Genomic DNA, 12,121 nt, shown 5'->3' with positions numbered 1-12,121 from the left:
ACCTCGCAACAAGGAAAAGCTGGTACAGGCCAGCGGATCACGCATGCGCCACAGCCAGACCCCGCCGAGTTGAGGGCAACCACGTCGACGACCACACGAAATCACCCATCCACGGATTCAGGCTTAGAACTCTTTGTGCGGCACGTCGGTCACCAAGCCACCGTCCATGATGAACTCGCTGCCGGTGGAGTAGGACGACTCGTCGCTGGCCAAGAACAGCACGAACGTCGCAACCTCGCGCACTTCGCCCGGACGGCCCAGCGGGATGGTGACCAAGTCTTCCGGTAGGTGCTCCGTCATCGGGGTGCGGATGAAACCGGGGTGGATCGAATTCACCCGGATGTTCAACGGCGCCAACTCCAGCGCCGCCGACTTGGCCAGGCCGCGCACGCCCCACTTGGACGCGACGTAGGGGTGCACAGCGGGCGCTCCGCGCAGCCCCTCGATGGACGACACGTTGATGATGGAGCCGCCCCCGGCCGCGGTCATCGGCTCCACGGCCACCCGCATCCCCAGGAACGTGCCGGTCAGATTGACGTCAATCACCTTCTGCCACTTGCCCAGATCGAAATTCTTCAGTTGCCCGAGTGCGACGGTTCCCGCGTTGTTGACCAGCACGTTGAGCTTGCCGAATTCGCCGGTGGCGGTCGCGACCGCGGCATCCCACTGGTCGGGCTGTGTGACATCGAGGTGCACGTAGCGCGCGGAGTCACCGATCTGGTCGGCCAGCGCCTTGCCCTCGTCGTCCAGGATGTCGCCGATAACCACCTTGGCGCCTTCCTCGACGAGCAGGCGCGCATCTTCGGCGCCTATGCCGCGGGCGCCGCCACTGATGAGCGCTACCTTGCCGTCTACCCGTCCCATTAAGAGTCCTCTCGGATTTACTTGGCTACCAAGGTTTTTGGTGCGTAAAGGCCCTTACCCGTTACCAGCGGCAGATCCAGCGTCGTCCTGATCCCCGGCGGCGCGGCGATCACCGCCGGGATCGCGTTGACGATGCGGCCGGCGGCTCCCGCGATCGCGGCGTGGTTGTGGTCGCCCTTGCGACTGCTGGGAACGATGTCCACCGCATAGGAAGGCTCGCCGGTGATCTCCACGCGATACGAGCCGTCGCCCGCGGCGGGCTGCGGCAGGTCGGGCCGCAGGTCGGGCCGCAACCGGGTGACGTGCTCGATGACGATGGCGGGGTGACCGTTGACCATGCCGCGGATCTCGAACTGCAGCACGGCCAGCGTGCCCTTGGCGACCCGGCCTATCGCGATGTCGAAATCCTCCGGGGCGGGCTCGCGCTGGTAGGACTCGGTGATCTCGTCGACCTCGATGCCGAGGCCGGCCGCCAGCTGACGGATCGCCGTCCCCCACGCGATGCTGAGAATGCCCGGTTGCAGCAGCATCGGGATTTCATCCAAGGGCTGGGCGAACCCCATGTAGTTCATCACCTCGACGCCGTTGTAGCTCGAGTAATCGTGGATCTCCATGCAGCGCACCTGCTCGATGCGCTGGCAAGTCCCGGCGAGCGCGAACGGAATCAGATCGTTGGCGAATCCCGGGTCGACACCACTGATGAAGATGCTCGAATTGCCTCGCTGGGCAGCGTCTTCCACGCGGGCGATGTATTTGTCGGGCATGACGCCCCACGGGTACTGCAGCAGCCCGGGCGACGATCCGACGACGTTAATGCCAGCCGCCAGGATTCGCATGACGTCCGCCATCGCGTCGGGCAGGCGGGTGTCGCCCATGGCGCAGTAGACGACGCAGTCGGGCTTGGTGGCGAGGATGGCATCGAGGTCGGCGACGGCCTCGATACCCGTGACGGTGTCGGCATCGGGGCCGGTTTGTAAGCCGACTCCGCACAGCGCGCCGGCGTCGCGGCCCACCTTCTCCGGCGTCGACACACACACCCCGGTCAACTCAAAGGCCGGATTGGTGATGAGTTCGGTCAGGGCCAAGCCTCCGACATTCCCGGTGCCGACATGCGCGACGCGGATCGCCATGAGTGTCCTCCGTCCCTGGCTGCGAACGCTCAAAACGTTTCTAGACACTAGTCCATAATTTCGACGACGCCTACCCGTTGGTGCAAACGCGGGAATTCCGAAGGGAACCGCTTTACCCTCGGTTAGTACCTCATACCCGCGGTAACGGGTCGGTCGGGAGGACGGGGAGATGGAATACCTGGTTACTGCCCCGGAAATATTGGCGACGACCGCCGCCGATGTGGGAGAAATTGGGTCGGCGATCACCGACGCCAACGCAAGCGCAGCGGGCCCGACAGCCGCTTTGGTGTCGGCAGCCGAAGACGAGGTATCGGAGGCCATCGCCAAACTGTTCGGCGGATACGGCCAGCAGTACCAGGCGGTGCTCACCAAAGCGGCGGCATTCCACGACGAATTCGCCCGGGCGTTGGCCGCCGCGGGAAACGCCTACGCGCAAGCCGAGGCCAGCACCGCGGCTCTACTCACGGGCGGAAAACCCAGCGCACTCAACGCGCTGGCCACGTCCACGGTGACCGGGTTCGCGAACCCCTCGGCCCAACAAGTGGTGGCGTTGATCATGGGCGGCACCTGGAACCCGCTCCCCGGCCCCGTCTACCTGGGGAACGTCAACCTCTCGTACATCCTGCCCCACTTCCCCGGGGCCAATCCGCTGGCCCAACTCACGCCCGAGCAGTTCTGGCCGGTTGCCGGCAACGAGACGTTCGGCACGTCCGTCGCCCAGGGTGTCAGTCTGCTGGACTCCGGGATCAAAGCCCAACTCGCCCTTGGGAACAAGGTCGTCGTGTTCGGCTACTCCCAGAGCGCCACGATCGCCACCGATGAGATCCGCAATCTGATGGCGCTACCGGCCAACATGCGTCCCGACCCGACCGACCTGTCCTTCGTGCTGGCCGGCGATCCCAACAACCCCGATGGCGGCTTGCTGGAGCGCTTCGACGGCTTTTACATCCCATTTCTGAATGTGCATTTCAACGGGGCGACTCCGCCGAACTCTCCCTACCCAACCAGCATTTACACGATCCAATACGACGGCATCGCCGACGCGCCCCAATACCCGCTCAACGTCGTGTCCGACCTCAACGCCTTCCTGGGCTACTTCGTGGTGCACAGCAACTATCCGTTCCTTACGCCCGATCAGGTTGCCGGCGCTGTGCACTTGGCAACCTCCCCCGGCTACACCGGCAACACCCAGTACTACATGGTGATGACGCAGAACCTGCCGCTGATCCAGTTCATTCGTGACATCCCGTATGCGGGTCCCCCGATCGCGGACATCTTCCAGCCCGACCTTCGGGTGATCGTCGACTTGGGCTACGGCGATATCGGACCCGGCGGCGGTTATGCGAACCTTCCGACCCCCGCCTCGCTTCTCTCGGTCCCCAATGTGGGCAGAGTCGCCGTCGACCTGGCTAAGGGGGCCGTGCAGGGTCCATGGTCGGCCGTGGTGGACATTGTGGTCGAGTCTGGATACTCGCCGGCCACGTCGTGGTACCCGGACGCCTACCCGTACCTTCCGTCCCCGGATCCGCACCTGCACATCTACCTGGGCCAGCCCAGTGTGACCGGACTGTCCAGGTTGGCTAGCGGCCTCGGGTCGATCCTGGAACTGATTCCGCCGTTCTCCTGAGCTCTAGGGCCCGAGCGGGGAGTTCTCGCGGATGGACTCGTCGCGGATCAAGCCCCGCAGCAACGCGGTGCTGAACTCGGCGGCGATTTCCTTGGCCGTGCGCCGCCCGCTCGGCCTCAGCCACCGGTAGCTGCCCAACGTCATCCCGATGTAGCCCAGCGCCAAGACATGCGAGTCGCACTGATAGAACTCGCCGCTGGCAATCCCGCGGTCGATGAGGCCGTGCACGTGGTGGTAGACCTGAGCCTCTTTCTCGCGGACCTCGGCGACCTGCTCGGCGGTGAACCACTCGGTGATGTAGGGCTGCTCCTGGAAGTACACCGCGGCCCGCTCCGGGTCCCCCGCGATCCCGGTGAGCAGCCGGACCGTGTACTGGTAAAGCGCCTCGCGGGCCGTCCAGGACGGATCGTCATGGACGGCGGCGAGCGTGCCCTCGGCGGCCTGGCGGTAGATGTCGAACAGGATCAGCGACTTGCTCGCGTAGTAGTGATACACCGTCGCCTTGTTCAGCCCGATCACATCGGCGACGTCATCCATCCGGGTGCCGTGATAGCCGCGCGCGGCGAACAGCTTGGTGGCAACGGCCAGTAACTCCTCACGGCGCGAAAGCCCGTTCTCGGATGGCATCTTCTACTCTTACTACTCTCTGTCGTGCGTCCCCTGCGAAGCAATTATCAATCAACTGGTTGGACAGTTTAAGCACGGCTCCCGCCGCCTGTCGCGAAGATGCCGATGGGACTAGACTCCCTCAGTGAACTAGTCGCAAGTCGAGAGGTGGGGCGAATGGATCCGAGTCCGGACTACGACGCGAGCGACGAGATCGAGTACTTCTTCAGATACCTCACCTGGGGGTTGCGCGGGGTGGAAAACGGGCAGGGATATCCGCCGCCCGCCTACCCGCCCGTCTAAAGGGTCGGAGTTAGGGCGCTCGTTATAACGCCTTGAGTTCCTCGGTGACCTCTGTCACGGATTTTTTGGCGTCGCCGAACAGCATGGTGGTGCCGTCGGCATAGAACAGCGGGTTGTCGATGCCGGCGAACCCGGAGTTCATCGACCGCTTGAGCACGATGACGGACTTGGCCTTGTCCACGTTCAGGATCGGCATGCCGTAGATCGGGCTGGATGTCTCGTTGCGGGCCGCCGGGTTGGTGACGTCGTTGGCGCCGATGACGATCGCGACGTCGGTGCGGGCGAACTCGTCGTTGATGTCGTCCATGTCTTTCATTGCGTCGTAGTCGACTTCGGCCTCGGCCAGCAGCACGTTCATGTGCCCGGGCATGCGGCCGGCGACCGGGTGGATCGCGTATTTCACCGGCACCCCACGGTCTTCCAGCAGGTTGGCCATGACCTTGACGGCATGCTGCGCCTGCGCGGCGGCCAGGCCGTAGCCTGGGACGACGATCACCTGGTTGGCGTAGGCCATCTGAATCGCGGCGTCGGCGGCCGAGGTGGCCCTGACGTGCTTGTCGCCGCCGCCATCACCGCTAGGCGCCACGCCGCCGCCACCGAAACCGCCCGCCACGATCGCGGGAATGGAGCGGTTCATCGCCTTGGCCATGAGGTTGGTCAGGATCGAACCGGACGCACCGACGATCATGCCCGCCACGATCATCGCGGTGTTGTTGAGCGCCAAACCCGCCGCGGCGGCCGACACGCCGGTCATCGCGTTGAGCATGGAGATGACCACCGGCATGTCGGCGCCGCCAATGGGCAGCACCACCATCAGGCCCAGCACACCGGCGGCGACCAGCAGCCCGATCATCCACCACAACGACACTCCGCCGCTGCCGGGATGCGCGCCCAGGCCGATGACCACCGCGGCCGCGATGGCCGCGGTCAGCAGCAGCACATTGAGCGGCTGCTGGGCCTTGCCCAGGCCGATCGGGCGGCCGGGCAGGATCTCCTGCAACTTGCCGAACGCGATGATCGAGCCCCAAAACGAGATTGATCCGATGATCGCAGCGAACAGCGAGGCCACCACGATGTGCACGGTCGGCGATTCGCCGTGCTGGAAGGCGGAAAAGCCGCTGGTCTCGATGAACTCCGCGAGCGCGATGAGCGCGACGGTTCCGCCGCCGACGCCGTTGAAGAACGCCACCAGCTGCGGCATGGCCGTCATCTTGGTCAGCCGTGCCGGAGGCACGCCGAGCACGACTCCGACCACCAGACCGGCGATGATCAGAGGCCATTGACTGGTGTGGCGGATGAAAATCAACGTGGCCACCACGGCGATGGCCATTCCCACCGCGGCGATCAAGTTGCCGCGCACCGCGGTCTTGGGCCCGGTCAGGCCCATCAGCCCGTAGATGAACAGCGAAAACGAGACGATATAGAGGATCGTGACCAGATAGTTCATTTGTCCGCCGGCTCCTCGGTCTTCACCGGTACCGGCTTTTTGCCCTTGAACATGCCGAGCATCCGGTCGGTGACGATGAAGCCGCCGATGACGTTCAGCGTGCCGAACACCACCGCGACGAACAGGATGATCTGCAAGGCCAGCGAGGGATGCTCGATCCTGCCGAGCACCAGCAGCGCGCCGAGCACCACGACGCCGTGGATGGCGTTGGTCCCCGACATCAGCGGCGTGTGCAGCGTATTGGGCACCTTGGAGATCACCGCGAACCCGACGAACCCGGACAGCACCAGGATCGCCAGGTTGGCCAATAACTCGTTATACATCTAGCCGTCCTCTCCCGCCTTGCGGGTCACACAGGCCGCCGCCACGATCTCGTCGTCAAAATCCGGGGCCAGGGTGCCGTCCTTGATCAGCAACTCCAGCAGCGCGGTGATGTTCTTGCTGTAGAGCTCGCTGGCATGCTCGGGCATCGTCGCCGGCAGATTCAACGGCGCCGCGATCGTGACATCATGCTTGACCACCGTCTGCCCTGGTTCGGTGAGCTCGCAGTTACCGCCGGTCTCCCCGGCGAGGTCCACCACCACGCTGCCGGGTTTCATCGCCTCCACCGCCGCGGCGGTCACCAGACGCGGCGCGGGCCGGCCCGGGACCAGCGCCGTGGTGATGACCACGTCGAATCCGCTGATCGCATCTTCCAGTGCTTTCTGCTGCTGGGCGCGTTCGTCTTCGGTGAGCTCACGGGCGTACCCGCCCTCACCAGACGCATCGATTCCGACATCGAGCCACTTCGCGCCCACCGAACGCACCTGGTCGGCCACCTCGGGACGCACGTCATAGCCGGTGGTGCGCGCGCCCAACCGTTTCGCCGTGGCCAGTGCCTGCAGCCCGGCCACGCCGACGCCGAGCACCAGCGCGGTGGCCGGCTTCACGGTTCCGGCCGCCGTCGTCAGCATCGGGAAGAATCGGGTCGACTCCGAGGCCGCGAGCAGCACCGCCTTATACCCGGCCACGTTGGCCTGCGACGACAGTGCGTCCATTGCCTGTGCTCGCGAGATTCGGGGGATGGCCTCGAGCGCGAACGCTTGCACACCGGCTGCGGTCAGCGCGCCGATCGAATTATCGGCCTCACGTGGCGCCAAGAACCCGATCAGCGTCTGCCCGCTGCGCAACCTGCCGACCTCGTCTGCGGTCGGCGGCGCGACTTTGACGACGATTTCGGCACCCCAGGCATCCCCGATGGTGGCGCCGGCTGCGGTGTAGAGCTCGTCGGGAAGCAGCGCGCGTTCGCCCGCACCAGACTCGACCACCACCGCCACACCACTGCTCACCAGCGGCGCGACAGCCTTGGGCACCAGCGCTACGCGCCGCTCGTCGGTCCCGGACTCGGCAACCACCCCCACCGTCGTCTGCGGATCTGTCATGGCGCTTTCCTTAGTTACGTGCAGCTCGGTGCTAAACCCCGTCGGATTGAACACCCTATCGGCAGCTACCAGAGCGGGATATCCTGGCCGTGTTCTGAGGCGGGGCGGGGGCCGAAGTAGCGGCGTTCGGATTCGGTGATCGGCACGTCGTTGATGCTGGCTTCGCGGCGCGCCATCAACCCCGACGGCGAGAACTCCCACAGCTCGTTGCCATAGCTTCGGTACCACTGACCGGTGTCGTCGTGGCATTCGTATTGGAAGCGCACGGCGATGCGGTTGCCGTCGAAGCTCCACAGGCTCTTGCGCAGCGAATAGTCCAGTTCGCGCTGCCACTTGCGGGTCAGGAAGGCGACGATCTCTTCGCGGCCGACGATGTGCTCGTACCGGTTTCGCCATTGCGAGTCGACCGTGTAGGCGCGGCTGACGCGCTCAGGGTCGCAGCTGCTCCACGCATCCTCTGCGGCCTGAACCTTCTGCAGCGCGGTTTCGAGAGTGAACGGCGGGAACGGGGGCAGGGACTCGGTCATGCCCTCTATCTTCTACCGCGAGCGCCGCCTCATTGCACGTGTCCTATCGTGGCGGACATGGACTTCGCGATGTCGGCCAAGGCAACTGACTACCACAAGCGACTGTCCGACTTCATGACCGAGTACGTCTTCCCGGCCGAGGCCGAATATGACAAATTCCGCCACGAAGCCGGCCCGTATGACCACAGCGTCCCGCCGATCATCGAAGAACTGAAAACCAAGGCCAAGGCGGCCGGGCTGTGGAACCTGTTCCTGCCCGCCGAGTCGGGCCTGACCAACCTGGAATACGCCCCGCTGGCCGAGCTCACCGGCTGGAGCCTGGAGATCGCACCCGAAGCACTGAACTGCGCGGCACCGGACACCGGCAACATGGAGACCCTGCACCTGTTCGCCACCGACGAGCAGCGCAAGCATTGGCTGCAGCCGTTGCTGGACGGCGAGATCCGCAGCGCCTTTTCGATGACCGAACCGGCGGTCGCCAGCAGCGACGCCCGCAACATCGAGACCTCAATCGTGCGCGACGGCGGCGACTACGTGATCAACGGCCGTAAGTGGTGGACCTCCGGCGCGGCGGACCCGCGCTGCAAGATCCTCATCGTCATGGGCCGCACCAACCCCGACGCGGCCTCCCACCAACAGCAGTCGATGGTCCTGGTGCCGTTGGACACTCCCGGGGTGACGATCGTGCGCTCGACGCCGGTGTTCGGCTGGCAGGACCAGCACGGCCACTGCGAGGTCATCTACGACAACGTCCGGGTGCCGGCCACCAATCTGCTCGGCGAAGAAGGGGCGGGCTTCGCGATCGCCCAGGCCCGGCTGGGACCCGGCCGCATCCACCACTGCATGCGCGCGCTCGGCGGAGCCGAACGTGCGCTCGCCCTCATGGTGGACCGGGCCCGCAACCGGGTGGCGTTCGGCCGTCCGCTCGCCGAGCAGGGTGTCGTGCGAGAAGCAATTGCCAAGTCCCGCAACGAAATCGACCAGGCCAGGCTGCTGTGTGAGAAGGCGGCGTGGACGATCGACCAGCACGGCAACAAGGCCGCCCACCTACTGGTCTCGCAGATCAAGGCGGTGGCACCGCAGGTGGCCTGCGACGTGATCGACCGTGCAATCCAGGTGCACGGGGCCGCCGGCGTGAGCGACGACACCCCGCTGGCGCGGATGTACAGCTGGCATCGCGCCATGCGCATCTTCGACGGGCCCGACGAGGTGCACATGCGAACTATCGCGCGCATGGAGATAGGCCGGGAACAATCCGCGTTCGCGGCGGCGGTCACCTCACATGGCTGAGGCTCTCCGGGAACTGTCCGGCGCGTGGAACTTTCGCGACGTTGCGGACTGCACCGCGGGGCTGCGGCCGGGGCGACTGTTCCGGTCGGGCGAGCTGAGCCGCCTCGACGACGACGGCCGGGCGACGCTGCTGCAACTGGGGATCACCCACGTCGCCGACCTGCGCGCCGCCCGCGAGGTCGCCCGGCGCGGTCCCGGGCGGGTTCCCGACGGCATCGACGTCCACCTGCTGCCGTTCCCCGACCTCGGCGATGACGAGCCGGATGACGGTGAAGCACCGCACGAACACGCATTTCGCCGGATGCTGACCGGCGGAGGCGGCGAATCGGACGAGTCCGGCGAATCCCCCGCCGAGGCCGCCGCGCGTTACATGATCGACGAATATCGCCAATTCCCAACCCGCAACGGCGCGCAACGCGCGCTGCAACGCGTCGTCACACTGCTAGGCGCAGGGCGCCCGGTGCTCACGCATTGCTTCGCGGGCAAGGATCGCACCGGCTTCGTGATCGCGACGGTGCTGGAAACAATCGGCCTCGATCGCGACGTCATCGTTGCTGACTACTTGCGCAGCAACGACTCCGTGCCGCAGCTGCGGGAACGGATCACCGAGATGATCCAGCAGCGCTCGGACACCGAACTGACCCCGGAGGTGGTGAAGTTCACCGAGGCCCGCCTGTCCGACGAGGTTCTCGGGGTCCGCGCGGAGTACCTGAACGCGGCGCGGCGAACGATCGACGAGACTTACGGGTCACTGGACGCCTACCTGCGCGACGCCTGCATCACCGCGGCCGACATCGACCAACTGCGCAGCGCGCTGATGGCCTGAACCGGCCGCTACGCACTGGGCAAAGTGCTTTGGCGCAAACGCCCGACAGGTTCGTGAGATCGCTCTACGCTAGCGAACACCATCGTCGGGAAGGACCGGCCCATGACGTATGTGATCACTGAGCCGCAGATAATGGCGGCTGTCGCCGCGGATGTCGAGGGGATTGGTTCGGCGATCGGCGCGGCCAATGCGGCCGCCGCGGGCCCGACATCGGGTCTGTTGGCGCCGGCCGCCGATGAGGTGTCCACGGCCATCACGAAGCTATTCGGCGCATACGGCCAGGAATACCAGGCCGTCGTCAAACATGCCGCGGCGTTCCATAACGAATTCGCCCGGACGCTGGCCGCCGCGGGGAACGCCTACGCGAACGCCGAGGGCGCCAACGCCGCCGCCATGGGCGCCAAGCTGAGTTCGTCGGTGACGCCGATCAGCGCCGAGCTCACGTTGTTTTTAGGCCCCACCGGAAACCCGACACCCGGATCCACATACGTTAACAACGCCAACAACCTATACGTTCGATCGACTAATGCCCTGCAAGCGCTGTTCACGCCCGAAGAAGGATACCCACTCACGGGTGTTAAGAGTTTGACCTTCGATAGGTCGATAAACGAGGGCGTGAATATTCTCAACAGCGCGATAATGCAACAGCTGCAAAACCCCTCAAACACACTCACCGTTTTCGGCTATTCCCAAAGCTCCATCATCGCCTCGCTGGAAATGCAGAAGCTCGCTGCCATGGGTTCCGGCGCTCCGACCGCAAACCAACTCAATTTCGTGCTGGTCGGCAACGAGATGAATCCCAACGGTGGCCTGCTCGCGCGCTTCCCGGGCCTGAGCATCGCGAGCCTGGGTCTGACGTTCTACGGCGGGACGCCCGCGGACACGATCTATCCGACCAACATCTACACCCTGGAATACGACGGCTTCGCCGACTTCCCGCAGTATCCGCTCAATTTACTAGCCGACCTCGACGCTGTTACTGGGATCGTCTCCGTGCACACCACATATTTGCAACTCACGCCCACACAAGTTGACAACGCTATTCCGTTGCCGACGTCTCCGGGTTACTCCGGCGTCACCCACTACTACATGATTCCCACCCAAAATCTGCCAATCTTGAACGGGCTGCGCGGAATCCCGATCGTGGGCCAGCCACTCGCAGACCTGATTCAGCCCGACTTGAAGGTGCTCGTTAATTTGGGCTACGGCAACCCCGACTACGGCTACTCGACTGGGCCGGCGGATATCACCACTCCGTTCGGATTGGCCCCACACGTCCCCGCGAGCATTGTCCTTGGTGATCTGGCCGCCGGAACCCAGCAAGGAATCCAGGCCTTCAAGGCTGATCTGGCGACCGCCCTCACGACGCCAATCACGTTCCCTCATTCCGGGCCGCCGCCATTGGTGAACCAGCTCTTGGGGCCGGCGCCAAGCGCGCTTCCCCCGACGCCGCTCAATATCGCGAACACGATCGCTTCTATTGTGTCAACCGACTATGCCGTCCTCCTTCCGACGGCCGACACAGCGCTTTCGTTCATAACGACTCTCCCCGCCTACGACGCCACCCTCTTCGTGAGCCAGCTTCTGCAGGGCAACCTCATCAACGCGATCGGATATCCGATCGCGGCCGACGTGGGGTTGGCCACGGTGGCGGCAATGGTTGAATTCATCACCATCGCGTCAGCGGTCGTATCCAACATTCGCGATATCGCGAGCCTCATTCCCTAACCCGCTCTGCTGATTTCGGCCCCATTGTCAGCGCTGTCCAAGGCGCCGCGGATAGGCGGAAATCTCGCGCAACGCGCCAGACACGGCTGGGCGGAACACTTTACGCTGGCTAGACGGTATGGGGGGCTGGGGCCTCCGCTCACATGTGAACGTGGGTTGCCGACAGGGTGGTCCTGGCCGGTAGAGCCACAAGATGTGGGAGGCCCCAGTGAGGAATTTTCGTACGAGCGTCGGGTTGGATGTGCACGCGCGATCGGTGGTGGCGTGCGGGTTGGATCAGGACACCGGTGAGGTATTTCAGCGGCGGTTGTGCCCGGATCATCGGGAGATCCTGGACTGGCTGCAGTCATTG

The 12,121-nt window shown here is 64.8% G+C and carries 12 protein-coding genes; 5 read left to right on the top strand and 7 right to left on the bottom strand.

The window, feature by feature from the left end; translation table 11 throughout:
- Positions 1-123: 123 nt before the first annotated feature.
- Together ACLP9N_RS17745 and ACLP9N_RS17740 are read right to left on the bottom strand one after the other, a co-directional pair.
- Positions 124-864 (bottom strand): glucose 1-dehydrogenase, encoded by a 741-nt coding sequence (locus ACLP9N_RS17745; RefSeq protein ID WP_442408651.1) that lies wholly within the window; start codon positions 862-864, stop codon positions 124-126.
- Positions 865-881: 17 nt separating this feature from the next.
- Complete coding sequence (locus ACLP9N_RS17740) at positions 882-1,994, bottom strand: NAD(P)H-dependent amine dehydrogenase family protein (RefSeq protein WP_442408650.1); 1,113 nt, start codon at positions 1,992-1,994, stop codon at positions 882-884.
- Positions 1,995-2,163: 169 nt separating this feature from the next.
- Between ACLP9N_RS17740 and ACLP9N_RS17735 the strand changes: the two genes are divergently transcribed.
- Positions 2,164-3,621 (top strand): PE family protein, encoded by a 1,458-nt coding sequence (locus ACLP9N_RS17735; RefSeq protein WP_442408649.1) that lies wholly within the window; start codon positions 2,164-2,166, stop codon positions 3,619-3,621.
- 3 nt (positions 3,622-3,624) lie between these two features.
- Here ACLP9N_RS17735 and ACLP9N_RS17730 read toward each other — a convergent pair whose 3' ends face one another.
- Entirely contained in the window at positions 3,625-4,248 is a 624-nt protein-coding gene (locus ACLP9N_RS17730) for a TetR/AcrR family transcriptional regulator (protein WP_442408648.1), read from the bottom strand.
- Between the two features lie 156 nt (positions 4,249-4,404).
- On the opposite strand from ACLP9N_RS17730, the gene ACLP9N_RS17725 reads away from it, so the two are divergent.
- Positions 4,405-4,530 (top strand): hypothetical protein, encoded by a 126-nt coding sequence (locus tag ACLP9N_RS17725; protein WP_442408647.1) that lies wholly within the window; start codon positions 4,405-4,407, stop codon positions 4,528-4,530.
- A gap of 22 nt (positions 4,531-4,552) precedes the next feature.
- Here ACLP9N_RS17725 and ACLP9N_RS17720 read toward each other — a convergent pair whose 3' ends face one another.
- The 4 genes from ACLP9N_RS17720 to ACLP9N_RS17705 all read right to left on the bottom strand — a co-directional run bounded on the left by ACLP9N_RS17720 (position 4,553) and on the right by ACLP9N_RS17705 (position 7,925).
- Positions 4,553-5,977 carry an NAD(P)(+) transhydrogenase (Re/Si-specific) subunit beta gene (locus tag ACLP9N_RS17720; RefSeq protein WP_442408646.1) on the bottom strand — a complete coding sequence of 475 codons (1,425 nt, stop codon included), beginning with the start codon at positions 5,975-5,977 and terminating at the stop codon, positions 4,553-4,555.
- Positions 5,974-6,300, bottom strand: a complete 327-nt coding sequence (locus ACLP9N_RS17715) for an NAD(P) transhydrogenase subunit alpha (protein ID WP_442408645.1) — start codon at positions 6,298-6,300, stop codon at positions 5,974-5,976. The genes ACLP9N_RS17720 and ACLP9N_RS17715 overlap by 4 nt, the downstream gene beginning before the upstream one ends.
- Positions 6,301-7,398 (bottom strand): Re/Si-specific NAD(P)(+) transhydrogenase subunit alpha, encoded by a 1,098-nt coding sequence (locus tag ACLP9N_RS17710; RefSeq protein ID WP_442408644.1) that lies wholly within the window; start codon positions 7,396-7,398, stop codon positions 6,301-6,303.
- 65 nt (positions 7,399-7,463) lie between these two features.
- Positions 7,464-7,925 (bottom strand): nuclear transport factor 2 family protein, encoded by a 462-nt coding sequence (locus tag ACLP9N_RS17705; protein ID WP_442408643.1) that lies wholly within the window; start codon positions 7,923-7,925, stop codon positions 7,464-7,466.
- 69 nt (positions 7,926-7,994) lie between these two features.
- Between ACLP9N_RS17705 and ACLP9N_RS17700 the strand changes: the two genes are divergently transcribed.
- The 3 genes from ACLP9N_RS17700 (at position 7,995) to ACLP9N_RS17690 (ending at position 11,769) form a co-directional block, all read left to right on the top strand.
- Entirely contained in the window at positions 7,995-9,215 is a 1,221-nt protein-coding gene (locus ACLP9N_RS17700; protein WP_442408652.1) for an acyl-CoA dehydrogenase family protein, read from the top strand.
- Positions 9,208-10,041: a tyrosine-protein phosphatase gene (locus ACLP9N_RS17695; protein ID WP_442408642.1), complete on the top strand. Its 834-nt coding sequence runs from the start codon at positions 9,208-9,210 to the stop codon at positions 10,039-10,041. Before ACLP9N_RS17700 ends, ACLP9N_RS17695 begins: the two co-directional genes overlap by 8 nt.
- Positions 10,042-10,143: 102 nt before the next feature.
- Positions 10,144-11,769 carry a PE family protein gene (locus ACLP9N_RS17690; protein WP_442408641.1) on the top strand — a complete coding sequence of 542 codons (1,626 nt, stop codon included), beginning with the start codon at positions 10,144-10,146 and terminating at the stop codon, positions 11,767-11,769.
- Positions 11,770-12,121: the final 352 nt, after the last annotated feature.

The sequence above is a fragment of the Mycobacterium sp. genome (assembly GCF_052144515.1).
Taxonomy (GTDB): Bacteria; Actinomycetota; Actinomycetes; order Mycobacteriales; family Mycobacteriaceae; genus Mycobacterium.
Note: the sequence above shows the minus strand (reverse complement) of the source record. Positions and strands in the feature narration are given on the sequence as shown.

Excerpts from the sequence above, each read along its gene's own strand:
- ACLP9N_RS17705 (WP_442408643.1), bottom strand. The coding sequence starts at position 7,925 with ATGACCGAGTCCCTGCCCCCGTTCCCGCCGTTCACTCTCGAAACCGCG.
- ACLP9N_RS17715 (WP_442408645.1), bottom strand. The coding sequence starts at position 6,300 with ATGTATAACGAGTTATTGGCCAACCTGGCGATCCTGGTGCTGTCCGGG.
- ACLP9N_RS17695 (WP_442408642.1), top strand. The coding sequence starts at position 9,208 with ATGGCTGAGGCTCTCCGGGAACTGTCCGGCGCGTGGAACTTTCGCGAC.
- ACLP9N_RS17745 (WP_442408651.1), bottom strand. The coding sequence starts at position 864 with ATGGGACGGGTAGACGGCAAGGTAGCGCTCATCAGTGGCGGCGCCCGC.
- ACLP9N_RS17740 (WP_442408650.1), bottom strand. The coding sequence starts at position 1,994 with ATGGCGATCCGCGTCGCGCATGTCGGCACCGGGAATGTCGGAGGCTTG.
- ACLP9N_RS17735 (WP_442408649.1), top strand. The coding sequence starts at position 2,164 with ATGGAATACCTGGTTACTGCCCCGGAAATATTGGCGACGACCGCCGCC.
- ACLP9N_RS17710 (WP_442408644.1), bottom strand. The coding sequence starts at position 7,398 with ATGACAGATCCGCAGACGACGGTGGGGGTGGTTGCCGAGTCCGGGACC.
- ACLP9N_RS17730 (WP_442408648.1), bottom strand. The coding sequence starts at position 4,248 with ATGCCATCCGAGAACGGGCTTTCGCGCCGTGAGGAGTTACTGGCCGTT.
- ACLP9N_RS17725 (WP_442408647.1), top strand. The coding sequence starts at position 4,405 with ATGGATCCGAGTCCGGACTACGACGCGAGCGACGAGATCGAGTACTTC.
- ACLP9N_RS17690 (WP_442408641.1), top strand. The coding sequence starts at position 10,144 with ATGACGTATGTGATCACTGAGCCGCAGATAATGGCGGCTGTCGCCGCG.
- ACLP9N_RS17700 (WP_442408652.1), top strand. The coding sequence starts at position 7,995 with ATGTCGGCCAAGGCAACTGACTACCACAAGCGACTGTCCGACTTCATG.
- ACLP9N_RS17720 (WP_442408646.1), bottom strand. The coding sequence starts at position 5,977 with ATGAACTATCTGGTCACGATCCTCTATATCGTCTCGTTTTCGCTGTTC.